Source organism: Paenibacillus wynnii, from assembly GCF_030812855.1.
GTDB lineage: Bacteria > Bacillota > Bacilli > Paenibacillales > Paenibacillaceae > Paenibacillus_AQ > Paenibacillus_AQ wynnii_A.
Genome location: NZ_JAUSTK010000002.1, coordinates 369,186 through 391,963, shown reverse-complemented (window position 1 = coordinate 391,963; position 22,778 = coordinate 369,186). Strand labels below are relative to the sequence as shown.

The window sequence follows — 22,778 nt, the reverse complement described above, 5'->3', positions numbered from 1 at the left end:
GTTAAAATACAATAAAGCATTGAAAAATAGGAGTTGTAAAAATGTCAAATGATGAAGTGTTCTTGACCAAAGAAGGATTAGCTAAGATCGAGGATGAACTAAGGGAAATTAAGACGGTAAAACGCAAGGAATTGGCAGCACGCCTAAAATTAGCAATCAGCTATGGAGATCTTAAGGAAAACAGTGAGTATCATTCGGCCAAGGATGATCAATCCTTTATGGAAACCCGAGTTTTGATATTAGAAAAGATGTTAAAAAACGCACGGGTCGTTGATGAGAAGAGCATGGATATCTCTGTAGTCAGCTTGGGTTGTGTGGTTACACTGAATGACGTGGAGTATTCGGAGAAGATTGAATATCGAATTGTTGGGGCTGCTGAAGCCGATGTTTTAGATAATAAAATTTCCTATGAAAGCCCGCTGGGCAAAGAACTTATAGGGAAAAAAGTCGGAGATATCATCAATGTTAATGCTCCAATGGGAATTATAAAATATGAGTTGCTTGAAATAAGAGCATTCTAAACGAAAAGACGCCGATCCTTTATAGAAAGGGTGGCGTCTTTTCGTTTAAAAGTCGAAGTTATCCGGGTCTGGTCCGACTCTATGGTTCTGGTGTAAAGAGTCGATTCGCGTCATTTCTTCATCGCTCAACCGGAAATTAAACACATCCGCATTTTCAATAATTCGATGTTCTTTGGTTGATTTCGGGATGGTTACAATCCCGTGCTGCAAATCCCAGCGAATAATTACCTGAGCGACTGATTTTCCATGCTTAGTGGCAATCTCATTCAATATAGGTTGATCGAACAGCTGGCCTTGCATAAGGGGGGACCAGGCTTCCATTTGTATGTCATGATCCTTGCAGAAGCGAATCAGCTCTTGCTGATTGAGGTAGGGATGTAATTCAACCTGATTTACCATCGGCTTAATTTCGGCATCCTGCAGGAGCTCCTCCAGGTGATGAATATGGAAATTACTTACCCCTATTGCTTTTACCCGGCCCTCTTTATACAACGTCTCCAAAGCCCGCCATGCCTCTTTGAACTTACCCTGTACCGGCCAATGAATGAGGTATAAATCCAGATAGTCCAAACCAAGTTTAGACAGGCTTGCTTCATACGCAGCGATGGTAGATTCATATCCAAGATCTGCATTCCATACTTTGGAAGTCACGAACAGTTTCTCCCTAGGAAGTTTGTCCTCAAGCAAAGCCTCGTGGATTCCTTGCCCGACCCCTTTTTCATTCTCATAGATAGCTGCTGTATCTATACTGCGATACCCATGCTTGATGGCTGATTTTACTGCCTGCACCAGTTCCAAGCCTTCCGCAACTTTAAACACGCCGAGTCCTAACCAAGGCATTTTAACCCCGTTGTGTAGTGTAGTGGTATCTTGTAGATGTTCTATCATGATTAAATAACCTCCAGTTTAATATGAGATTTACTTTCCAAAGCCCGGCTCCAAGCTGTTAGAATTACCGCACCCAGCACCATTAACGCGCCTACCCATGTGGTATGGATCAGGCCAATGGAGTCGGTAACCACTCCGCCTAAGTACGCGCCAATAGCAATGCCCGCATTAAAAGCAGCAATATTGACAGCCGAAGCCACATCTCTGGCACCCGGTGCAAACCGATCTGCCAGCATAACTACAAATACCTGTAATCCGGGAACATTCATAAATGCTAATAAGCCCATAAAAAAGATGGTAATTAAAGCTGCTGTCTTAAAGGGGGCTGTCAACAGTAAGACGAACAGCACGACCGATTGCAGGGCAAACATGTAGAACAAGGCAGTCATAGGCTTGCGGTTTGCAGCTTTTCCTCCGATCACATTACCGATCGCGATCGCAATACCATAGATAAGAAGAATGCCGGCGACCGTCTTCTCCTGAAATCCGGTTATATCATGAAGTAAAGGAGATAAATAAGTAAAGACAACAAAGGTTCCACCATAACCTAAAGCCGTAATCGCAAAGGCGAGCAGCAATCGGCCATTCGTTACCAGCCTAATCTGCTCACGTACTGGTGTTTTGGTTCCTTTACGCAAACCGGATGACGGAACTAATATAATATTGGCGATGAATGCAACGACACCAATCGCAGCAATGGCGATGAAGGCAGCGCGCCATCCCAGCTGTTGCCCAAGAAAGGTACCCATGGGAACCCCGGTAACGGTTGCTACTGTAAGTCCTGTGAACATAATGGATATGGCACTGGCCCTGCGGTTATCAGGGACGAGATCTGCTGCGATAGTGGACGCAATCGACATGAATAGACCATGTGACAGTGCGGATATAACGCGGGCAATCAGTAATAATGTGATTCCGTCCGCCGTTGCGGCTAGACTGTTCCCTGCAATAAAAACGAGCATGATAACTAGAAGTAAGGTTTTACGGGAGACTTGGGTCGTTAAGGAAGTTAAGATTGGAGCTCCAAAGGTCACTCCCAGTGCATATAAGGTTACCGTTAACCCTGCTGTCGTAACGGATATATTCAGGTTTTCAGCAATGAGCGGCAGGAGCCCCACACTAATAAACTCAGTGGTTCCTATCGCAAAGGCACTTACTGCTAATGCCAATAAAGCCAAATTGCTGCGTTTTTTATCCAAAGTCATTTCTACCACTCCTACACGATTGTAATCACCGGCCGGTAAGTGCTAGTATGGATTAAATAGTCGTAAATGAATAGTACGTACTTATAAGTGCCGTAGGTACTAAAAAGTACCTATTGATTTTAATAGAAGGGAAGGGTTTGTCATAAAGAAGAAATACAATATTTCTGTAGAAGCTACCTTGGAAGTCATCGGAGGGAAGTGGAAGTGCGTGATTCTCTGTCATTTAACACATGGAAAGAAGCGCACGAGTGATCTAAAACGGTGTATGCCGGGAATTACTCAAAAGATGCTCACGCAACAGCTCAGAGAATTAGAACAGGATGGGATTGTGAATCGCATTAGTTATAACCAGGTTCCCCCGAAGGTTGAATACGAGTTAAGCGAATACGGAAGTAGCTTGACCTCGATATTGGATTCCTTATGCGCATGGGGAGAGAATCATATCATTAAAGAGTACGGAGATAAGTTTGCCGTATTGGAGGATAATGTCCTTAATCATAAAACTGTAATTAATCAGCCTGCGAGCGTTGAATAGAACAAAGGAAACAGCCTATCTATATTCATCTTAGATAGGCTGTTTTTTTGTGCAAAATCGGTGTGGTATCTAGAGCTTGCAACCTTTATCAGTGAATTCCGTCTGAAAGAGGGAATACACCCTGCCAGCACAATAAAAAACCACGAGGTGAACCAAATGAAGAAGAACTTAATAAAAAATCTTGCACTTACGGGTACAGCGCTCTTGACTCTTTCCTTCGCGGGACAAAGCTTTGCAGCGTCAGCAACTTTTACAGACCTAGGAAATATAAAAGCGAAGGATAAAATCGTAAGCTTGCACGATAAGGGTTTGATTAACGGAGTAGGTGGAGACCGTTTCGCACCAAATGCTCCTATTACGGCAGCACAGGGAATTCAGATGGTGGTTAAGGCACTTGATCTCAACCTTGACTTGATCCGCTTTATTAAAGAACCAAAGGCAACAGATTATTATGCTCATGCTAAGAACGATGCCTGGTATTCAGACACTCTAATCATAGCTGCGAATAACGGGATGGATTTGCCTTCTGATTTGAATCCGAACAAAGTGTGGGACCGTGAAGAGTTCACGCACCAACTTATCATAGCTATGGAAAAACACAGCAATCTGCCAATGATTAAAATCATTCCGGTTGAGATTGCCGACGTTGATAAATTCACCAATGGTTATGATGGATCTATTCAACGTGCCCTTGTTTTGAACATTGCCGAATTGGATGCCAAAGGGAATTTTAATCCTAAACAAAAAGTCACCCGTGCCGAAGCCGCAGTAATGATTTACAATGCACTGGAGTATATCAAAGCCCATCCCGCACCAGCCGGAGACGCTTCTTAATCGGTTATTGATAGGATAACGACTCTAGAAGTGCATCACCATGAGTGTTAACTCGAATGGACGCAAACCGGGCTTTGGCCTGCACCTCCAGCCCGGTACCTTCGGGAACAAAATACGTTTCAATACCATAGCGGATGGGTCCCCATCCGCTTAATTTTCCGTTAATGATTACTTCACCCTCAGCAACTGCTTCTTCATTCTTCAATAATCGATCAAAGACATATACCCCTCTGCTATCCGGTGAGAGAACCACCTTAACTTTGCGTTGACCGCGGTAATCCTCCAGTTCTGAAGCCATCGGCTCGGGAGGGCTTGAGATGCTGTAATTCAAGACGACATAATCGCCCTGAAGCAATGATCTGGGATCAAGGGGCTGAATCTCCAACTTCACTGTTGTCCCTGTTGTTAACAGTATCTCACTTCGTACGGCATGAATCCCTAAATAAGCAAACTGCAATACAACAAGAATAGCAATCAGCACAAAATTTCTTCGCAGCAACCCGCTTGGCTCAACGTTAGGCTCGGTGATCACCGAACGGCGGGCAAAGAAGTAGCTTAAGGTGATAATGATGATACCTAACAGAGCAAGGGTTGCAGACTTGTGCAATAGCGACCAGAATATATCGTAGTATTTATACACCAGGAATGCGAACCAGAACACCAGGCTTATTCCGGCATCAAAGGATTGTTCGCGGCGTAGAAACCCGAATACCAGAAGTGTAACTACAGTGAAATAGATGACATTGAACAGCTCATAGGAATAGGGAAAGAGTTCTCCCAGGAAGGTTAACCAGAACATAAATAACAGAGTGAAGAAGAACGCCCCGGTTCTTACATGCTGCCTCATCGGGCTCTGCGGGATTGAGAAATGCAGAGCATACAGAACGGCATTTAGCAACGTTAATACAAGTATGATGAAGGTGAAAATAGGATTTGATCTATTTATCGTATCAAGCATTTGGAACAAAATGATGGCAACGTTGAGATTCAGCAGCGCATAAGTGAGGAAACGTTGCTTGCTCCCTTGAAGCCGAACCCAGCCTGCTATGGAAAGAGCCATGAAGAGGAAGGACAAGACTAGGTAATCAATCCATACAATAGCTGCGATTCCGGTAATGTAGCCGATGGTAAGCAATGTATATCTCACAACCGTATTAACTCGAGGTAGTATGATCATAGGAATGATAAATAATAAAGACAGAGTGAGCAATACATATTCAGGATCACTAAGACCTGAGGCCACCAATACAATACCAATCAAAGAAATACTTCCGATAATCACTCCAATGACCGTAACAATGACCGAGACGATCTTACCCGACAGCATATGGTTATGGTGCTCTGGCTTTTCTTCAGTAATTTCTTCATTGGCTTCGGAACGTGAAGGTTGCCCGAGCTTGTTCAGGTAATGGAAGAACCATACATTGAATGTCAATAATATCGCCACAAACACCAGTCCATAGAAGAAAAACCAGACGGAGGCATGTCTGCTTGCGAGTTCGATGAACTTGAAGACAGCGAAGGCAGAGGCAGCCAAGGCATTCAGGGTTAGGAAGGTTCTACCCAACCGAACTCGAATGAAATAATAGAAGCCAAAGGCAATTGCGGCAACACTTAGGATATTCATCCAAATGCCATAGGTTTCGAAAGCCCAGGAATTCGTTAGTAACAGCAGGGAAACATGGAAGATGATAAAGCTGAGAAATTTCAGCGGCACAGATTGTAATCGGTTCATTTCCGAAAGTGCAAAGAGGATAAGATTAATTACAGCGAACAACACCCCAATCCCAAGAAGCTGTTCTTCACTATGAACTACAAACAGGGAGGAAGGGAAGAAATAGAACCATAAGGTGAGGTGGATCAGCGTATAAGACAGCACGTAGAAAGGGTTATAGCGGGTAATCCAAGTCAGAAGTACCGCGGGTATCGCCCAAATCATAAATATAGTATAGCTGTCCGCATGGGAGTTATAAATCTGATTAAGTAAAGCTACAGCGACCCCAAAGGAAATACAGCCGCCTAACAGAAATATATCGGAAAGAAAGGCATGGACAGAAGGCATAGCTTTCAACCGGGTTAAGGTAAAGGATATTCCATAGAACAGCAACACCAGTCCCGCAGATATAAGAATCTTCTCTATTCGATCCAAGCCGCTCCAATTCGCTGCGAAGAAGTAAATAATCCCTGCAAGTACCAGAGAGACGCCCAGCATCAAGCCTGTTCTAACCCCATTTAATCGAAGCATTCCATTCACCCGCCTTTTTCTGTAGGTACCTTCTTATTATAGACAATAAATCTAGGACCTCCTAGTTTAAGCACGGGATTATCGAATGAAACCTACATGTAAATTATTCCTGAAAACATTCTGTAACAACGTGATATTTTCACTTGTAACAACAATACATAGCGTGTAATATATACAAAGTATTAAGGGACAACATTCATAAATAACTCATATAATCTTGGGAATATGGCCCATAAGTTTCTACCGGATAACCACTGAAATTATCCGACTATGAGTGAAATAGCGCATCTAGGGTTCCGCTTCATTGCTGCTTGGCGAAAGAAGGACAGGACCGAGCGTTGCGGACACAGTTTTGTGTTACACCACTTAGGGACAAAAACCCAGAAGGACAGATTCACTTGAGAGAAACAGCTCAGGTGATCTGTCCTTTTTTTATGGCCAAGAAGGAGAGATAAGGAAAAATGCAGGTACTTAAAGAACGCATTAGACAAGAAGGGCTGATTCTGTCCGATACCGTGATGAAGGTGGATTCGTTTCTGAATCATCAGGTCGATACGGAGCTGGCGCTGGCTATAGGGCGAGAATTCAAAGAGATTTTTGGGGATAGTGATCGTCCGATTACCAAAGTGCTCACCATTGAAGCAAGTGGCATCCAGTTTGCAATGGCAACAGCTATTGCCTTCGGTGTTCCTTTTATCTATGCCAAAAAGAAGAAGGTCATTACCTTGGCTGAGAGCGTTTATACAGCTCCCGTTCATTCATTTACTCGGGGAGAGCATTATCAGATCAGCGTTTCGCAAAAGTATCTTGGGGCAGAGGATCATGTGCTGATTGTAGATGATTTCCTCGCTACAGGTGCGGCGCTTGTCGGTCTGGTTGATATTGTGAAGGAATCTGGAGCGTCACTGGTCGGAGTAGGCAGTGTTATTGAGAAAAGCTTTCAGGAAGGGCGAGGCCTGCTGGAAGATAAGGGTGTAACCGTACACTCTCTGGCCAGAATTGCCGCTATGTCCCCGGGAGAAGTTCATTTTATAGAGGATAATGATCAAACCATCAAAGCTATTAAGGAGAGTGCAGTAGGATGTTAAGTAAACAAAAGGTATTTGCTTTGGGGCTCCAGCACGTGCTGGCTATGTATGCTGGTGCAGTAATCGTACCGCTAATTGTGGGAGGGGCACTTGGGCTAAATGGCACTCAAATGGCCTATCTGATCGCAGCCGACCTGTTCACATGCGGTTTAGCTACTCTTTTACAGGTTATGGGCACCAAATACTTCGGCAGCCGACTCCCGGTCATTCTTGGCTGTACCTTTACAGCGGTAGGACCGATTATTGCCATCGCATCGACCTCTAATCTGGCAACAGCTTATGGTGCCATTATTTTATCCGGTGTTTTCGTTGTACTGGCGGCCCCGCTTTATGGCAAGCTGCTCAAGTTCTTCCCAACGATTGTAACCGGCTCTGTCGTAACCATCATCGGTCTTTCGCTTATTCCTGTCGCTATGAATAACGTAGCCGGCGGCCAGGGCAGTCCAGACTTTGGACAACCCCGCAATTTGCTGCTTGCATTGATTACATTGCTTGTTATTCTTGCAGTTAACCGTTTGGCTACAGGCTTTCTTCGTTCTGTTTCGGTACTTGTAGGATTAGTGGTAGGTACAGCAATTGCTTATAGCATGGGTATGGTCCATTTCTCATCCGTAGGCTCGGCCTCTTGGGTTAGTATTGCCCAACCGTTCTACTTCGGCACACCACAGTTTAACCTTACAGCTGTAATTACTATGATCATTGTGAATATTGTCAGTATGGTGGAGTCAACCGGCGTTTATTTCGCTGTGGGAAGAGCCACTGAGCAGAAGGTAGAGCAGAAGCAAATAGTGAATGGTCTGCGTTCGGAAGGGCTGGCGATTATATTGGGCGGGATTTTTAATGCTTTTCCGTATACCGCCTTCTCCCAAAATGTCGGTCTGATCTCGTTGACCCGTGTAAAGACTCGTAATGTTATTTTTGCAGCGGGTGGCATTATGGTCGTGTTGGGCCTTCTGCCTAAACTGGCTGCTCTGACAACCGTTATACCGAATGCGGTGCTTGGCGGCGCGATGATTGTTATGTTTGGTTCGGTTGCCGCTTCAGGTATGTCAATTCTGTCCGATGTTGATCTGCGTAAGGATGGGAATTTGTTGATAGCAGCTTGTAGTATCGCAGTGGGCTTAGGTTCAGCTACGCTGCCTTCCATGTTCGATCAACTTCCAGAGTTCGCTAGAATGCTGATGCAGAACGGTATCGTTTCCGGTTCAATCACAGCTATCGTTTTGAACATCTTCTTGTCCAAAACGAAAGAAACAGCTGTACCAGCGGTTGCGCAGGAAGCACAATCTGTTCAGTAATATTAGGAAAACCAATAGTATGGAGAAAGAGAGGAGCTAGCCCGGAAGGGAAGGCTCCTCTCTTTTGTGCGCTCAGCCTTCTTTTCATTTACCCTATGGACGATTGGGACGGTACAGCAACATTTGGTCGGAATCCGATGACCTGGCGAATCGAATAATAGACGACTTGAGCGGCATCAGGGTTGCCGACGGTAGGACGAATAGCGAAGGTTCCATGTCCTACCGATTCCAGAACACCGATCTGGTTTGGCATACTACCGCCAGCGCCTCCACCCCCTGAATCGATAACCTCGATGACTTTACCGATAAACCGGAGCAGATTTGACCGAAGCTCCGTCTCGCACGCATTTTCAGGTGTAGTCACATTGACGATCGGAGCCGGAATCACGATGGGTGCAGGCGGATTCACCTCCACATTGGGAGCGGCCACATGGATTTGAGGCGGCGGGCACGCTGGAACATTGACGATCGGAGCTGGGATCACGATAGGAGACGGCTGGGTCAGCTCCACATTAGGTGCAGCCACATGGATTTGAGGCGGCGGGCACGCTGGAACATTGACGATCGGAGCTGGAATTATGATTGGCGCAGGCGGAGTCACCTCTACATTGGGTGCGGCCACATGGATTTGAGGCGGCGGGCATGCTGGAACATTGACGATCGGAGCTGGGATCACGATAGGAGACGGCTGGGTCAGCTCCACATTAGGTGCAGCCACATGGATTTGAGGCGGCGGGCACGCTGGGATATTAATGACCGGTCTGCCGTGGCGTATGCATTTACGGATGACTGTCTTTTTTCTCTTTTTTACGAGATGCTTTTTCTTAATTATGGAACGACTCTTCTTCTTTATCAACATAAAGGCACCTCCTGGAATGATCAGTGTATCTTACTCAGTCATTGAGGAGTTGGCATAGTCTATCATCCATATTTTGAAATAAAGGCTAATGCCGTCACAGGTCAAAGATAATGATTTCGTCTATAACTAAAATACTACGCGCTTACTATAATAGATTGGATGCAAGTCGACATTAATATATATGACTGGAAGGTGAAGCTAACCATGGGGATTGTTATCTATCCGCCCACCATAGATTGGGAATATATGAGACAGAGGCCGCAGCATGTAATGAGCATGTTCGCAAGCCACGGTTTCCCGGTCATATATTTTAACAAGCAGAATAAGGAAGGTCCTGTCTTGCAAAAAGCAGCCCCCAATTTATATGTAGTCAATCATTTCGGATTCTTCATGCAGGTTTTGTATCCCCTTCTGAACGGTGAAAAGAAGCTTTATTGGTCCTCTTGGAGTAAAATGCTGGGGGCTGCCTCTCGCTTTCAACCTGACACGATCGTCTACGACTGTGTCGATGATTTCCCAGATTGGGAGGCGGATGAGATGAATTGGGCTCATTTAGCCGATATGATCGTCTGCACGGCAGACCACCTGCAGCAAAAAATGCAGCAACATGTCCCCGGTAAGCCCATAACTATGATTCGAAACGGTTGCGAATGGAGCCATTTTGCTGCTGCAGTTTCAATGGAAACTAAATCTCTTCCACCACTTCCGACTACTGAAGGCTTTAAGATCGGATATATAGGTGCTTGGGCTCCTTGGGTGGACGAGGAACTGGTAAGGAAGGTAGCTACTGAATTTCCCGAGTCACAAGTCATTATTGTCGGTCCGAAACTGCGGGAGGACGGTGACCAGTTAGGGCCAAACGTATTTAATCTCGGTTATCGGGATTATCATGGGCTGCCTCAAATTCTGTCTTACCTAGATGTATGTATCATACCGTTCCGCATCAATCGTATCACGGAAAGCACCAATCCCATTAAGGTGTACGAGTATTTGGCAGCTGGAAAAAGGGTGGTATCGACGAATCTTCCGGAGGTGCGCAAGCTTCAAGCTTACGTTAGTGTTGCGGACAATCACGATGAGTTCATTGAAGGGGTCCGGTCTGCCCTTCGAAGCTCCAAGGAGGACCGTTTCAGTTTATCCCAATTTGCGAGAGCTTTTAGTTGGGAGCAGCGATTCGCGCAAATTTACGCCATGCTGAAGCAACACAGTCCCGGGATAATTTCCCCATCGCCTGACCCGGCAAAGCTGTCGGGGGTACTCGATGCCATGGCGAAGGGCTACCAGTCACGCTTTATCCCTCTCGTGCACGGTACGGTAAACTCCTATTATGAGACGCGTGCACTCACCGAAGATTATCCCATGGTCGGCAAGCTGCCCCGGGGAGAATACCAATGCTTTATGCAAATGGAATCGGGCGTGACTTTGCCGACTTATGAAAGAGCGTATCTGGAATTTGAGTGCTCCGCACAGCATGCGGCCACAATGGATATCATCGTTCAGGTGGGGATCAGCGGCATAACATGGGACCGCCGGCAGCTAACGTTCCGCAACAAGCCTGACAGCACCCCTTTCTCGGTTTGCAAACACTCGGATTATATCAGCGGTACGATATCGGTCGATGTGACCGCCATTCTGCAGCAGGGTTCCTCTGTGACCTTTCACCTTAGTACCTTGCAGCCGCAGCTGATAGGCATTCAGAAACCTAGATTGACAATTATCTCACCTCAATAAGGAGGGAAAAACCTTTGAATATTTGCGTATGCGGTTATTACGGCTATGGTAATTTCGGTGATGAGCTGTTCCTTCAGACCCTGTCCACACAATTTCCTGAGGATCAAGTATTCCCATATTCGCCGCAGGTTGTTATAAATCAGGTGGACGCGGTCATTATCGGCGGCGGTGACTTAATTACACCTTATCATTTCAATAACTATTACTTCCCGCTAGCTCTCTCCGGTCTGCCGACATGGGTGTACGGCGTGGGTATCGTTGATTTCTATCCGGAGGAGACATGGCCGGCTGAAGAAGTGCAGCAGTACAGACAACGGCTGCAGCAGACACAAGGCCTCTATTTGAGGGATGAATGGTCTGCGGCGATTGCTGAGAAGCATCAATTCCATCCGATGGTTAAAGTTGTACCTGATATAGCCTACAGCTACAAGGAACCGCATTATCCTATCCGCTTCTCCACGGACCGGGAGGTTATCGGAGTATGTGTATTCGCGTATGAAGATTTCCCGCTGGATACGATTCTTAAGCTGCTGACAGATTTGTCCCGCAGGCAATATCACCTTGTTCTCATTCCGGTTGTACATCATCTGGGTAACCCCTACAGTGACATGGTCATTTGTTCCCGAATTCAGAAGAAGATATTAGCTGACAACCCCTCCGCCGCTGTCACTATCGCGAATGTCATGACCGATTTGAACTTGACGTATCAGTATATCCAATCGGTAGATTACCTAATCTCATTTAAACTGCATCCCGCTTTGGTGGCCTTGCGCGGAGGGATACCCGTTCTGTCCTTAAGCAAAATGGGAAAGGTCAGGAGCTTATTCGACTCGCTAAATTTGGGTATTTATACCATGGATTACGAAGCACCGTTTCAGGACATATCAAACCGAATGAACAAGCTGCTGATGGAAGGCAAAAAGGATGTAAGTAGAATCCAACCTCTGATCCGGGAAAAAGAAGAGGCAGGGACGGCACAGATCCAACTATTGAAGGAACAAATTCATAGAATTTAGCTAGAACACAAATTCTTCAATTTCCTGCACACGGTGCGCCCATGTGTGCTGTAAAGCAAATTGGCGCCGTGCCTCACTGTCTCCCGGATCCCTGAGCCGGGCGGCGGTAAGCTTAAGGAACTCTTCCGGGCTTGACGCCACATCTACAAATGGCTGCATAAGCCGGCATTCCGGCAAATCGCTGGAGATCACCGGCTTACCGGCTGCCAGGTACTCATACGCCTTAACGGGATTCGTTGCAAGGGTTAAGGGGTTAAGGCGGAACGGGATGAGACATACATCCATCAGGCGCAGATAACCTGGAAGTAGATGGTGCGGCTTCATGCCGAGAAAATGCAGACCGACTCGGGACGGTAGGAATTTTCGGCCGAATTCCGGCCCGATAACGACGACCCTGGCCCCCCTCTGCTCTCTCGCGAGTCGCGTGACTAGATTCGGGTCGATCCAGGGAGCCCAGGCCCCGATATAGCCTAATGTAGGTCCTGCCGGTAGATCCTCCGGAATTTGCAGGACATCCGGCTCACCGGGAAGATGAAGCCTCATGTCAGGGTCATATGCATTGCGTATCAAGGCAAGTCTCTTGGTCGGGTATTGCCTGGCTAACCGATTAAATAATCGGTCTGAGGTGCATACGATGGCATCCGCGGTGGTGGCCATGTCCCTTTCATACGGGGCCCACCGCGGAAATTCATCCACACAATCGTAAATAATCCTATCCGCCTGATAACAAGATAATGAAGAGGATAACTGGGGAAGCGAGCACCAGATTACAGATGGTGCCGTCTTCTTCTTTTTGATGTCCGGCCAGTCGGTATCTAGCCATTGCTGATGATGCTTTATGAGATACAGACCGGGGGCGATTTCCTCAGGGAGAGCTTCCTCCTGTGTTTTATTGCAGTAATAAACCGTATGCCCGGCCCGGGCGAGATGTTTCATCAGCTGTTGCGGACGCTGCATCATCCAAGACCAGTCAATCGTAGGAGGATATATAAAAATGGCCACCCAAACACATCCTTTCTATCCCTGAATACAGAATGCACCTCCTATCTTATGAAGGAATACTACATTCTGCACCAGCCCAGAAGAATGTTCATACCATGTGGAATAAACTTAAGCAGCTCACTTAGCTGGACCCTGGGGGGAGACCTATGAATGTGCTTATATTTGCGGATGAACGGAAATGGGAAGCTGACCTGACCGTATCCAATGTGTTCTCTGTAATCCCGGAGGCAAATGTATATACCGCAGGCGAAAATAGCAGCGAGGGTATCCAGACTTGGATTGATAATCTCCCGCAGCCCTACTTTCTGTCTTTGCATGCCGGTACAAGTCTACTTCCAGAATTTCGCAGGGAGATGGAACTGGCTCTATACAGCCTGCTGCTACAGCCAAGTATGGGGTCAATTGTCTTCTCCGCACTTGCATCTGCAGCCGGAGCTGCTGCTATCGGGGTGGACTATTTGTTCGCGCCGGTGCTATGGAAACGGGGGTGTATCGGGGAGGGAATGACCCGTGGGTTTGCCGATCGCGCCTTTCTTCCGTTCCCGAAGCTGCGAGTGACGGATAAGCATTTTCAAGGCGCAGCCTGCGGATGGTCCGAGTCAATAGTAGCCTCGGCAGGCTGGATGCCTCCGAAGAGACTTACGGCTCGTCCTGGCAAGCAGGACGCCGAACGGGAACTCATCGTTCCCATCCTGTCCGCGGCTGCGGGTGAACCGGTCCTTACCCGGGAGCCAGATATCAGTATTCTGTTATGCGCCTACAACGAGGAGAACTATATTCCATGGGCCATCCGGAGCGTGCTTGCACAGACGTATTCGGACTGGGAGCTGATCATAGTGGATGACGCCTCAACAGATTCTACAACTGCTTTGCTTGCTGAGTTCACAACCGATTCGCGGATTCGCTGTATTCGCAATGAGACAAATCAAGGAAAAGCGAAGAGCCTAAACCGCGGGCTACAAGCGGCACGGGGTTGCTGGATTGTGGAGCTGGATGCGGATGATTGGCTTGCACCGGAATGCCTGAAGGAAATGATAACAATTGCTTGGGGTGACGCAGGGAAAACTGCTCTTTGGTACAGCGACTATTATGAGTGGGTTGAAATGAAAAACGGAAAACTTCGTTTTAAAGGTCTGCGTTGTGCACCTTCCACCATAGATTGGCATCGACTCTTGGAACGCGCCGTGCCTCTAGCTCCCCGATTTTACCGAAAAGAGACTTTGCTAAAGTTGGGCGGATGGTCCACGGAGGACCCTTCACTGGGCAGGCTGTATGAGGATTTTGAGATTATTGTAAGATTGCTGCATACCTCTCCGATTTCTTATGTACCACAGGCTTTATATCATAGGAGGCTGCGTCCCTCCAGTATTACCCGGCGCCACACGCACTCCTATGGGGATTGGAAGAAATGGCTTGAAAAATCGCGGGTACAAGAATAGATGAGGGGAACCTGCGCTCCCCTTATCAGAATCTTTACATAAGAACACGGACATATATCGCCTGAGTATTCAGAATGTTCAACTCCACCGGCGCATAATAGCCTTGTGTTTCCGACAGCGTGAAGAAGCCATTGCCTACAAAGATCAATTGACCGGTAAAAAATTCATCTTCCAAAAAAACCTCGACGGTGCGGCCGAGATAGGTAGCCAGCAGCTGCTCGAAATTCATATCGTAAGCTCCTTTCTAACTTTTAAATAACGCCATTAATTTGAATGAACATAACCAGAACAGTGTCCCCTGATTCTTCCAGAAGCTGGGCGACGTCCGTGCCGAGCGGAAGCAGGGTTCCGGTGACGGCACCGGCATCCGTCAAGAGAGTAACCACCGTGCCGACACGGCTCTGAAGCAGGGTGACGATCGGGCTTTGGGGAACCGGATCCGGACGAATGAACATCACCGTATACCCACTGGAGTCTGCAGACTGAAACTGCAGGGTAAGCCCCTCTTCCAGTAAATAAGAAATGCAAGAAGCAATATCCTTTCCGTATAAATCTTCTCCATTTGTATCCCCATAATTAGAGATGGTTGTAACGGGTATGCCTCCGACTAGGTTGTTATACGAGCCTCTTAGAACGATAATATCAGCCATAGGGCCGCCTCCTCATTTCATTTCCTGACCTAGAGCCTTTAAGTTTATACCGTGCAAGTCATCAGACTCTTTGCCCTTGACTGCGAGATCTTGTTATCATACTCAGTTGCGGAGGATTTGGTATGGACAGATGACCAGTAGCAGAGTGCTCTGATTTCACCATGGCTTATCGAACAGCCGCGCCCACGCGGCATCCGCTCCCCGCCAATCCTCGCCTTTTGGAATTCTAGCCGCCTTGATATGCTCCAGCCCCCAATCGTCACTGACCACATCTGTTCTTGCTGAGTCTTCATGATTGTTGACGGCAAGCAGACAATAGTCGGATGTCCCAATCCAAGGTTTGATGGCCTGATGCAGTTGAAGAGCCGCTTCTTTGGTCATCTGAGTCCGGACCAGTACAATGGAGGGGCTTTGAGCGAGTGTGTTCAAGAATCGCTCTGCCCTGCGTTCTATTTTTTGTTTAAACGCAGCATATTCCTGATTCCAAAGATTTTCATGCTGGGTAAACGGGAAATCATGATAGGAGTCGATGATATAACGGGTATCTCTCACAATGAAATGCTGTTGCGCCTTGCCGATCAATTGAAGCTGGTCGAATTCCATGTAATACTGAAACTGGTTATGGAATAACTTCACAATTCCGGGAACGGATGCAGAGATGAACCAGTCGAACGGTCCGCTCTCCTTGCGGAGCTTCATGCGCCTGAGCTGATAGGAGGTTTGGCAGGAAGAGCCTAGACTGATGATGTCGTGGTATTGATTTAACGATTTCATGACCCTAATAGCCTCCTTCTATCGAGGTTAATTCTTTTACAGATTATGTGAAGTATAAGAAGAGGTGAGGGCGTTCAGACCAGGATTTGATATCATGGAGGCTGCTTCTTTGTTCTAGGTCCGTGCTGGTGTGGTATACCCGTTCGCGTTCGAAGGATAATGTTCCGTTAGAGAGACATTATAAGTAAATCTATCATTGCGTTTCAGTAGTGCAGGTTTTATTCTATTATGGGAAGGTTTGACAATGTCATTGACACTGCGTGTTGAAACGTTACTGTACTAAGAACGTATCAAAACACATGTAATGATTAAGGAAGGGTGAAATCAGGATGGAGAAGGGCATGGGTGTCATCTTATTCGAGAAAAAGCCGGACGGCGAGCTTCAAATGATCGAAGAACGTATCTGGAGTATGAATATGGTTGCTGCCCTAGAGCATGTGAATTATCTGGTGGTTGGCGGTCGTGAGTTTGAGACGGTAGAAGGAAGATTGAATGTGGACGAAGGGAAATTAGAACTTCTACTCGTTCCTATGCGGCACGAAGAATAGAAGGTAAGGGAGGAGGACTTTCTCTTGGCTCAAGATGAAAAGACTAAAGAACAGGCAGTTTCCAAGTTATTTACCCCGGAGGGCAAACCAATCCGTGTGTTATCGACCTCACTCGGAATTGCTTTGCTAGCAAATGCGTTGTTGATTCCGGGTTCTCCGGCTGTGGCCTCAAGCGGCGGCACTTCAGGAGATGAACCGCAATTGGTGTCATGGTCCACCGATGAGGTTAAGGCTTATTTTGACAAGAATGTAGACTGGAACATTCCCTACCCGGAAGAAGGGACAGAGGAAGTTGTACAGGAAGAGCAGGGTGCCGTTACCACTAACGGAACAACCGTAATTAATAATTACGGCGGTTATCATTCTGGCTTCGGTTGGGATGATCTATTGCTATATCACATGCTGTTTAACAGCGGCTCTTTCTATTCCTCCAGAGGTTGGTATAACAACCATCCGAGCTATTACGCGGGCACCCGAAATTCATATAAGCCCCGTACCTATGATAACACTAAGTTCCAGAACAAGCCGGTTGCCGGCTCTGTAGTTAAACCAAGAACCTCTACATCATCAACAGGCTCCATCACAAGACGCGGGAATTCCAAAACCGGCGGAGTTGGTGGTACATCAAGTAAATTAGGCTCTTCAAAATCATCGTCAGGCTCGAAATCAGGCACCAGTAAAGGCAGCTTTGGCGGATGAGTAACCTAGACAGCATTTTTGAGGTTGTGGATCACTCGGATCTGCAGCGGGCAGAACGGGCAGCACAGCTGTATGAGCTTGGGTTCACATGGGCGGATCTGGAGAATGAAGAGTACTGGCTGGATGGCATAGTGACCATGCCCTCGGAAATATATAAGGAGCTGGAGGAAGCGTCGTCCAAGCTCTGGGCTGTCCTTGACAAAGCTGTACGCTATATTCACCGTAAACAGGATCTGTACGATTTGATAGGGATCCCTCCAGTGCTGTGGGAAATGCTTGATGAAGGCGAACTTCCTCCAGAGGGGCTGATCAGCCGCTATGCCCGGTTTGATTTTGCCGTGGCGAATGACGGTACGATTAAGCTTCTTGAGCTGAATGCAGATACTCCTACCGGCTATGTAGAAGCATCTATTGCCACTCCGTGGATATGCAGGGAGGCGGGTATTTCTAGTTCGAATGATCAGATGAAGGAGCATTTAGCCGCTGCGTGGGCAGTAGAACAGCCAGATACAGCAGCCTGTGTCGCCTATGGTTCTCATCAGGAGGATTCCGGTACGATTGATGCTTTAGTAAGGCACAGCGGTCTGAACATACGATGCGTGGATTGCCTGGATTTGTGGGTAGATGAGGGTGTTGTAAAAGACAGCGAAGACCGTGTAATTGAGCGGATGTTTGCTTTATATCCAAAGGAATGGATGGCAGTCGACGAAGGCGGGGATGCCCTTGCCTATGCGGTGGAGACAGGCAGGCTTCAGCTGTTTAACACACCGTACAGCATTCTTCTGCAATCCAAAGGACTGCTTGCTGTGGTGTGGGGAATGTATGAGCTGGGTTTGCTTTTTGACGAAAAAGAACGCGAGGCGATTGCAAGCTATGTATTGCCTACGTATAACAAGCCGATATTCTCCGGCAGCTTTGTATCCAAGTCTATGTTCGGGCGGGAAGGCGGATCAGTCCGCCTGTTTGACAGCAATGGAGCTTTGGAAATTCAGGATGAAGACGGCTACGACAGCAGCGAGTTATTTCCATCGGTGTACCAAAAGAGAGCCGAGATGGGTCGGATTCAGACGTCAAACGGAGAATTCCATCTGCTGATCGGCATGTTTGTAATTAACGGGAAGCCCTGCGGGCTGCTCGGGCGTGCCGGTGGACTCATTACAGGCAATGCCAGTCAATTTATCGCGTTGGGAGTGAGATAATTGCCAGTAAATACGGAAAGCAAAGAAATACCCATGAAGTTTGCTAGAAAAGCCCCAGCCGCGCGTACCCTTGGACTGATGCTGCTCATGCTTATGGTTGTCCTTCTAAGCGCTTGCTCGGGGAATGAGAAAAGTGTATTTCATACGGATAAAGAGGTCACGGACAGCGTCTCCAAGGTCCCGTGGGATTATCGGGTGGTAGAGAGTGCAGTTGGCGATTTAATCGGAAGTGATATGACCGTACTGCCGGATGAGGAACTTCTGCCTAATGACGGAAACTATGCTACCGGGGACAAAATTTGGACGTTGCAATTCATGGATGCCGAGCTGATCACAGACGCCGATCAGCGCAACGAGATCCGCCTGTCTTCATGGAGTACAATCAAATCGTATGGTGACCAGAAGACGGCTGTTGACGATCTCAAGAATCTCAAAGTTGCTGTCACAACAGAAGTAGACCTTGTTGGTGTATACAAGACGAAATATAATGACAAGACCAGAAATTTTGCCGTGCTTGAGCTGCCATCTGGTAACCGGATCAAGCAGCCGATTGACGACAAACGCTACACGGCACTTGAGAAAAAGAAGACCGCTTCCGTCGTTCTGGAGGAAGTGCATGATTTCGCCGACTATGATTCGGCCTATGCAAAATTTCGGGGGTGGGCGAATTGACGATCGTTATTAATTTAGTAGTGAGTGTAGGTGTAATCATTTTGCTGCAATGTTTAGGCATGGTTATTTTCAGCTGGATGACTCCTTTCAAGGATATGGAAGAACTGAAGAATGGTAATGTGGCAGTGGCTTTGGCATGGGGCGGTAAATTTCTGGCAACAGCCATTATCCTCGGAGTAGCGGCTTTTACGAATACATCTATCTGGTTTATGATGATGTGGTTCGCTGTTGGCTATGTATGTCTGGTAGCTGCCTATTGGATCTTCGAGCTGCTTACACCGGGATTTACGATTTCCGAGCATCTGAAAAAAGGCAATGTAGCCGTAGGTATTCTGCTGTGTATGGTGTTTATTGGAACGGCATTTGCGGTCAGTAGCTTGATTATCTAAAGAGGTGCTTATAGACTTAATGCAGGGCTGCCCTCGAACCTCTCGAGTGGCAGCTTTATTCAATCGGCAGGAGGTGAAGAAATGCATTTCTTACTCAGAGTATCTACAAGAATGATGAGATTGAGCAAAAAAACCATCGGTCTAATTATTCTCTGCTTTATTCTTGTAAGCGCAACTATTGCCTTTTTACTGGAGCCGGATACCTTCCAAACTTGGTTTAATGCGTTCTACTGGGTTATGACTACTATGGCTACCGTTGGGTACGGGGATTATTTTGCAAAGACTGTGGTTGGCAAGGTCTTTACCATGTTCTTATATGTTTTTGGAATTGGGCTGTTAAGCTTAGTAATTGGTAAGGTCATTGACTCTATTGCTGAGATTCAAAGACGGAGGGGGGCGGGAACATTGAGTTTTCGTGGCAAGGAGCATGTCATTCTAATGAATTGGAATAAAAAAACGCAAGCGGCGGTGGATGAAATTCTCTGTTACTCACCGAAATGCCACATTGTTGTTATTGATGAATCGAATCGACATCCTTTAGAGCATATGGAGCAGGTGCATTTCATTAGCGGGGATCCTTCTTCGGACGATATTCTAAGCAAAGCAAATATTGAGGGAGCTAAAGCGGCCATTGTGTTCGGAGATGCCCGAATTGATGAGGCTGCGCTTATTGACGGGAAGTCCTTGCTTATTGCCTCAAGTATTGAGCGAATTGCACCCCATGTACATACCACTGTGGAAATCATGCAGGAGAAGAACATTCAGAACTTTCGGCATGTTCATGTGAATGAATTCGTTCTATCGCATGATGCCATATCCAGGCTTGCGGTTCGGGCGGCTCTGCAAGAGGGGAACTCCGAAGTGATTAGCCAGCTTCTCAGCAGGCAGCACGGTGATGATATTTATGAAGTTCCGGTTGATAAGTCTTGGAAAACTTATGGAGAGGCCTTTCATGCTTTGTTGAACCAAGGGGCAACTTTACTGGCTGATCGCAGTGATCTTAGTATTAACCGTAAACTTAATGAGGCTATTCCGAAGGAAGCCAGACTCTACATTGTAGCCGATGAGTCAACCTACAGGAGGATCGCCGGCAAGTAGATTTTTTTTCCGTGGATCACTTCTATGATATCGATGAGGACGGGAAGGAACAAATAAGCGCCAAATAATTAGACCTTGCGGTCAAATTGGTGAAGTCACTATAGCGATTTTTACTAAATCTCTGAATAAACCGTAAAAATTACGCATTTATCTCTGTCTAGGAGTTATACTATAGGTAGGCTCGGAGAGGTTCTGGGTATTTTTGCAATACAAGTTGAATCAATATATTTTGGAAAGAGGGATATTTGTAATGAGAGAAGGCATACATCCGAAGACTAACCAGGTTATCTTTTTAGATGCCAGTGTTGGTTTCAAGTTTTTGAGTAGCTCCACTAAATCAAGTGGTGAGACCATGGTTTGGGAAGACGGCAACACATACCCGGTAATCCGTGTAGATGCAAGTTCTGCATCCCACCCGTTCTATACTGGTAAGCAAAGAGATACGGAAACAGGCGGTAGAGTTGATAAGTTCAAACAACGTCTGGCTCAAAAGAAATAAGACCAAGCTGGAAGATCAAGGACAGCCCGGATTATCCCGGGCTGTCCTTTTTTGCGTTCATGCGTTTAATTGGTAAAATTATTGTCACATGTTAGGTAACATTTCACTGTACTACCTGTATCATTCATTAGTATACTAATGAACAGTAATAGACAAGCTATAGGAAAGATGAACTGGGGGATTAGGAATAACATGAGCACGAAAAAAGGTAGTGAAACAAAGCTGGCGGGTACATCGGATCAATTCTCAAAATCCGGATTTATACTGGCAGCGATCGGCAGTGCAGTTGGACTGGGAAATATGTGGAAATTCCCGTATATTACAGGTCAATACGGTGGTGCCGCATTTTTCCTGTTGTTTATTGTTTGTTTGGTAGCAGTAGGGTTACCTGTATTGTTGGCTGAGCTTTCGATCGGCCGGGGAGGCCGAGGTAACGCATCAAGTTCTTTTATTAAAGTCGGCGGACATAAGGCATGGGGCGGCATGGGATTCTTGTCAGTCTTAGGTGCATTTATGATTATGTCTTTTTATGCTGTCGTGGCAGGTTGGACATTTAATTATGCAGTTCAAGCGTTTAGCGGCAAACTGTTCGCAAACGATGACTTCGGAGGGCAATTCAGCAGCTTCATTTCTGGATACACCCCGATTATATGGCAGGCCGCTGTACTATTAATCACAGGTTGGATTGTAGCTCGAGGAATCTCTGGTGGTATTGAGAAGTTTAATAAGATTCTCATACCGGGTTTGCTGATTCTACTAGTGATTCTAATGGTACGCGCATTAACCTTGCCTGGTGCAGGAGCAGGGGTCGAATTTTTCCTTAAGCCAGACTTCTCCAAGCTGACACCTGAATCGGCTTTGGTTGCTCTGGGCCATGCCTTTTTCTCTCTCTCCCTGGGTATGGGCGCCATGATGACCTATGGCTCTTATGTTGATCGTAAGCAATCGCTCGGCGCTGCTACACTCGCTATCGGCGGTGGAGATTTATTGTATGCCTTTATTGCGGGCCTCATTATTTTTCCGACTACCTTTTCCTTTGGCATTGATCAGGCGCAAGGGCCTACGCTTGTATTTATAGCTCTGCCGGCGGCTTTCTCAGCCATGCCTCTTGGATCACTCTTCGGAGGTTTATTCTTTATACTGCTGGCTATCGCCGCTTTGACATCAACAGTATCTTTAATAGAGGTGCCCGTAGCCTATGCCATTGAGCGCTGGAAGATGTCACGTACTACAGCGGTATGGATCATTATTGCCGGCTGTTTCCTTCTCGGTCTCCCAGCCGCCTTATCCTTTGGTTTGGTTCCGGGGTTAACCTTTGGCGGGAAATCATTTTTTGATTGGATGGACTTCATAGCTTCCAATATTATTCTGCCATTAGGCGGGCTAGCGGTAACCCTGTTTGCAGGTTACTTCTGGAAAGGTATTGGCCAAGAAGCGGGTCTTACAGGTGCCTGGTTCCGTGTTTGGCTGTTTATGCTTCGGTTTGTCGCTCCAATTCTTGTACTGTTCGTGTTCCTGCACTCTGCAGGTATAATCAAATTCTAGAAAAGACAGAAAAAAGCCTCCCTTGATGGAGGCTTTTTTCTATT

General features: G+C 46.7%; 24 protein-coding genes and 1 riboswitch. Of the genes, 16 read left to right on the top strand and 8 right to left on the bottom strand.

What is annotated here, in order from left to right:
- The first annotated feature begins 41 nt into the window (after positions 1–41).
- Complete coding sequence (gene greA / locus J2T20_RS03710; protein WP_307585673.1) at positions 42–521, top strand: transcription elongation factor GreA; 480 nt, start codon at positions 42–44, stop codon at positions 519–521.
- Positions 522–566: 45 nt separating this feature from the next.
- Here greA and J2T20_RS03705 read toward each other — a convergent pair whose 3' ends face one another.
- Positions 567–1,409, bottom strand: coding sequence for an aldo/keto reductase (locus J2T20_RS03705; protein ID WP_307585671.1), 843 nt, complete (start codon positions 1,407–1,409; stop codon positions 567–569).
- A 2-nt stretch (positions 1,410–1,411) separates the two neighbouring features.
- A complete protein-coding gene (locus tag J2T20_RS03700) occupies positions 1,412–2,614 on the bottom strand; it encodes an MFS transporter (RefSeq protein WP_307585669.1) in 1,203 nt (400 codons plus the stop codon).
- A gap of 142 nt (positions 2,615–2,756) precedes the next feature.
- Between J2T20_RS03700 and J2T20_RS03695 the strand changes: the two genes are divergently transcribed.
- Together J2T20_RS03695 and J2T20_RS03690 are read left to right on the top strand one after the other, a co-directional pair.
- Positions 2,757–3,149 (top strand): winged helix-turn-helix transcriptional regulator, encoded by a 393-nt coding sequence (locus J2T20_RS03695; protein WP_373457750.1) that lies wholly within the window; start codon positions 2,757–2,759, stop codon positions 3,147–3,149.
- A 156-nt stretch (positions 3,150–3,305) separates the two neighbouring features.
- Positions 3,306–3,983, top strand: coding sequence for an S-layer homology domain-containing protein (locus tag J2T20_RS03690; protein ID WP_307585667.1), 678 nt, complete (start codon positions 3,306–3,308; stop codon positions 3,981–3,983).
- Positions 3,984–3,987: 4 nt separating this feature from the next.
- On the opposite strand, the gene J2T20_RS03685 is transcribed toward J2T20_RS03690, so the two are convergent.
- On the bottom strand, positions 3,988–6,228 hold the full coding sequence (locus J2T20_RS03685) for a GDYXXLXY domain-containing protein (RefSeq protein WP_307585665.1): 2,241 nt from the start codon (positions 6,226–6,228) through the stop codon (positions 3,988–3,990).
- A 187-nt stretch (positions 6,229–6,415) separates the two neighbouring features.
- A riboswitch (purine riboswitch) is annotated at positions 6,416–6,519 on the top strand.
- Between the two features lie 170 nt (positions 6,520–6,689).
- Between J2T20_RS03685 and J2T20_RS03680 the strand changes: the two genes are divergently transcribed.
- Both J2T20_RS03680 and J2T20_RS03675 read left to right on the top strand, forming a co-directional pair.
- Positions 6,690–7,316, top strand: a complete 627-nt coding sequence (locus tag J2T20_RS03680) for a xanthine phosphoribosyltransferase (protein ID WP_307585663.1) — start codon at positions 6,690–6,692, stop codon at positions 7,314–7,316.
- Positions 7,310–8,614: a nucleobase:cation symporter-2 family protein gene (locus tag J2T20_RS03675; protein ID WP_307585661.1), complete on the top strand. Its 1,305-nt coding sequence runs from the start codon at positions 7,310–7,312 to the stop codon at positions 8,612–8,614. Before J2T20_RS03680 ends, J2T20_RS03675 begins: the two co-directional genes overlap by 7 nt.
- 88 nt (positions 8,615–8,702) lie before the next feature.
- Here the strand turns inward: J2T20_RS03675 and J2T20_RS03670 are convergent, their stop codons facing one another.
- Positions 8,703–9,473 carry a hypothetical protein gene (locus tag J2T20_RS03670; protein WP_307585659.1) on the bottom strand — a complete coding sequence of 257 codons (771 nt, stop codon included), beginning with the start codon at positions 9,471–9,473 and terminating at the stop codon, positions 8,703–8,705.
- Positions 9,474–9,677: 204 nt separating this feature from the next.
- Here J2T20_RS03670 and J2T20_RS03665 point away from each other — a divergent pair, with 204 nt between their 5' ends.
- Together J2T20_RS03665 and J2T20_RS03660 are read left to right on the top strand one after the other, a co-directional pair.
- Entirely contained in the window at positions 9,678–11,204 is a 1,527-nt protein-coding gene (locus tag J2T20_RS03665) for a glycosyltransferase (protein WP_307585657.1), read from the top strand.
- A gap of 14 nt (positions 11,205–11,218) precedes the next feature.
- A complete protein-coding gene (locus J2T20_RS03660; RefSeq protein ID WP_307585655.1) occupies positions 11,219–12,220 on the top strand; it encodes a polysaccharide pyruvyl transferase family protein in 1,002 nt (333 codons plus the stop codon).
- On the opposite strand, the gene J2T20_RS03655 is transcribed toward J2T20_RS03660, so the two are convergent.
- Positions 12,221–12,877, bottom strand: coding sequence for a glycosyltransferase (locus tag J2T20_RS03655; RefSeq protein ID WP_307585653.1), 657 nt, complete (start codon positions 12,875–12,877; stop codon positions 12,221–12,223). It lies immediately after the preceding gene.
- A 491-nt stretch (positions 12,878–13,368) separates the two neighbouring features.
- Between J2T20_RS03655 and J2T20_RS03650 the strand changes: the two genes are divergently transcribed.
- Positions 13,369–14,661, top strand: coding sequence for a glycosyltransferase family 2 protein (locus J2T20_RS03650; protein ID WP_307585651.1), 1,293 nt, complete (start codon positions 13,369–13,371; stop codon positions 14,659–14,661).
- Positions 14,662–14,695: 34 nt separating this feature from the next.
- Here J2T20_RS03650 and J2T20_RS03645 read toward each other — a convergent pair whose 3' ends face one another.
- From J2T20_RS03645 to J2T20_RS03635, 3 genes are all read right to left on the bottom strand, one after another.
- Positions 14,696–14,890, bottom strand: a complete 195-nt coding sequence (locus J2T20_RS03645; RefSeq protein WP_307585649.1) for a hypothetical protein — start codon at positions 14,888–14,890, stop codon at positions 14,696–14,698.
- Between the two features lie 22 nt (positions 14,891–14,912).
- The gene (locus J2T20_RS03640; RefSeq protein ID WP_307585647.1) at positions 14,913–15,311 is read right to left on the bottom strand and encodes a hypothetical protein; all 399 of its coding nucleotides are present in this window, start codon (positions 15,309–15,311) and stop codon (positions 14,913–14,915) included.
- Positions 15,312–15,467: 156 nt separating this feature from the next.
- Positions 15,468–16,085 (bottom strand): DUF1796 family putative cysteine peptidase, encoded by a 618-nt coding sequence (locus J2T20_RS03635; protein WP_307585645.1) that lies wholly within the window; start codon positions 16,083–16,085, stop codon positions 15,468–15,470.
- Between the two features lie 329 nt (positions 16,086–16,414).
- Here J2T20_RS03635 and J2T20_RS03630 point away from each other — a divergent pair, with 329 nt between their 5' ends.
- The 8 genes from J2T20_RS03630 to J2T20_RS03595 all read left to right on the top strand — a co-directional run bounded on the left by J2T20_RS03630 (position 16,415) and on the right by J2T20_RS03595 (position 22,734).
- Complete coding sequence (locus tag J2T20_RS03630; protein ID WP_307585643.1) at positions 16,415–16,633, top strand: hypothetical protein; 219 nt, start codon at positions 16,415–16,417, stop codon at positions 16,631–16,633.
- Positions 16,634–16,657: 24 nt separating this feature from the next.
- Entirely contained in the window at positions 16,658–17,332 is a 675-nt protein-coding gene (locus tag J2T20_RS03625; protein WP_307585641.1) for a hypothetical protein, read from the top strand.
- Positions 17,329–18,531: a glutathionylspermidine synthase family protein gene (locus J2T20_RS03620; protein WP_307585639.1), complete on the top strand. Its 1,203-nt coding sequence runs from the start codon at positions 17,329–17,331 to the stop codon at positions 18,529–18,531. The genes J2T20_RS03625 and J2T20_RS03620 overlap by 4 nt, the downstream gene beginning before the upstream one ends.
- 33 nt (positions 18,532–18,564) lie before the next feature.
- A complete protein-coding gene (locus J2T20_RS03615; RefSeq protein ID WP_307585794.1) occupies positions 18,565–19,203 on the top strand; it encodes a signal peptide protein in 639 nt (212 codons plus the stop codon).
- Positions 19,200–19,592: a DUF350 domain-containing protein gene (locus tag J2T20_RS03610; protein ID WP_036652241.1), complete on the top strand. Its 393-nt coding sequence runs from the start codon at positions 19,200–19,202 to the stop codon at positions 19,590–19,592. Before J2T20_RS03615 ends, J2T20_RS03610 begins: the two co-directional genes overlap by 4 nt.
- Positions 19,593–19,673: 81 nt before the next feature.
- On the top strand, positions 19,674–20,690 hold the full coding sequence (locus J2T20_RS03605) for a potassium channel protein (RefSeq protein WP_307585637.1): 1,017 nt from the start codon (positions 19,674–19,676) through the stop codon (positions 20,688–20,690).
- Positions 20,691–20,940: 250 nt separating this feature from the next.
- On the top strand, positions 20,941–21,189 hold the full coding sequence (locus tag J2T20_RS03600) for a type B 50S ribosomal protein L31 (protein ID WP_036652249.1): 249 nt from the start codon (positions 20,941–20,943) through the stop codon (positions 21,187–21,189).
- 192 nt (positions 21,190–21,381) lie between these two features.
- Positions 21,382–22,734: a sodium-dependent transporter gene (locus tag J2T20_RS03595; RefSeq protein WP_307585635.1), complete on the top strand. Its 1,353-nt coding sequence runs from the start codon at positions 21,382–21,384 to the stop codon at positions 22,732–22,734.
- Positions 22,735–22,778 lie beyond the last annotated feature (44 nt).

Excerpts from the sequence above, each read along its gene's own strand:
- J2T20_RS03620 (WP_307585639.1), top strand. The coding sequence starts at position 17,329 with ATGAGTAACCTAGACAGCATTTTTGAGGTTGTGGATCACTCGGATCTG.
- J2T20_RS03605 (WP_307585637.1), top strand. The coding sequence starts at position 19,674 with ATGCATTTCTTACTCAGAGTATCTACAAGAATGATGAGATTGAGCAAA.
- J2T20_RS03640 (WP_307585647.1), bottom strand. The coding sequence starts at position 15,311 with ATGGCTGATATTATCGTTCTAAGAGGCTCGTATAACAACCTAGTCGGA.
- J2T20_RS03655 (WP_307585653.1), bottom strand. The coding sequence starts at position 12,877 with ATGGCCACCACCGCGGATGCCATCGTATGCACCTCAGACCGATTATTT.
- greA (WP_307585673.1), top strand. The coding sequence starts at position 42 with ATGTCAAATGATGAAGTGTTCTTGACCAAAGAAGGATTAGCTAAGATC.
- J2T20_RS03645 (WP_307585649.1), bottom strand. The coding sequence starts at position 14,890 with ATGAATTTCGAGCAGCTGCTGGCTACCTATCTCGGCCGCACCGTCGAG.
- J2T20_RS03680 (WP_307585663.1), top strand. The coding sequence starts at position 6,690 with ATGCAGGTACTTAAAGAACGCATTAGACAAGAAGGGCTGATTCTGTCC.
- J2T20_RS03600 (WP_036652249.1), top strand. The coding sequence starts at position 20,941 with ATGAGAGAAGGCATACATCCGAAGACTAACCAGGTTATCTTTTTAGAT.
- J2T20_RS03690 (WP_307585667.1), top strand. The coding sequence starts at position 3,306 with ATGAAGAAGAACTTAATAAAAAATCTTGCACTTACGGGTACAGCGCTC.
- J2T20_RS03635 (WP_307585645.1), bottom strand. The coding sequence starts at position 16,085 with ATGAAATCGTTAAATCAATACCACGACATCATCAGTCTAGGCTCTTCC.
- J2T20_RS03670 (WP_307585659.1), bottom strand. The coding sequence starts at position 9,473 with ATGTTGATAAAGAAGAAGAGTCGTTCCATAATTAAGAAAAAGCATCTC.
- J2T20_RS03685 (WP_307585665.1), bottom strand. The coding sequence starts at position 6,228 with ATGCTTCGATTAAATGGGGTTAGAACAGGCTTGATGCTGGGCGTCTCT.
- J2T20_RS03705 (WP_307585671.1), bottom strand. The coding sequence starts at position 1,409 with ATGATAGAACATCTACAAGATACCACTACACTACACAACGGGGTTAAA.
- J2T20_RS03630 (WP_307585643.1), top strand. The coding sequence starts at position 16,415 with ATGGAGAAGGGCATGGGTGTCATCTTATTCGAGAAAAAGCCGGACGGC.
- J2T20_RS03665 (WP_307585657.1), top strand. The coding sequence starts at position 9,678 with ATGGGGATTGTTATCTATCCGCCCACCATAGATTGGGAATATATGAGA.
- J2T20_RS03700 (WP_307585669.1), bottom strand. The coding sequence starts at position 2,614 with ATGACTTTGGATAAAAAACGCAGCAATTTGGCTTTATTGGCATTAGCA.
- J2T20_RS03675 (WP_307585661.1), top strand. The coding sequence starts at position 7,310 with ATGTTAAGTAAACAAAAGGTATTTGCTTTGGGGCTCCAGCACGTGCTG.
- J2T20_RS03650 (WP_307585651.1), top strand. The coding sequence starts at position 13,369 with ATGAATGTGCTTATATTTGCGGATGAACGGAAATGGGAAGCTGACCTG.
- J2T20_RS03595 (WP_307585635.1), top strand. The coding sequence starts at position 21,382 with ATGAGCACGAAAAAAGGTAGTGAAACAAAGCTGGCGGGTACATCGGAT.
- J2T20_RS03615 (WP_307585794.1), top strand. The coding sequence starts at position 18,565 with ATGAAGTTTGCTAGAAAAGCCCCAGCCGCGCGTACCCTTGGACTGATG.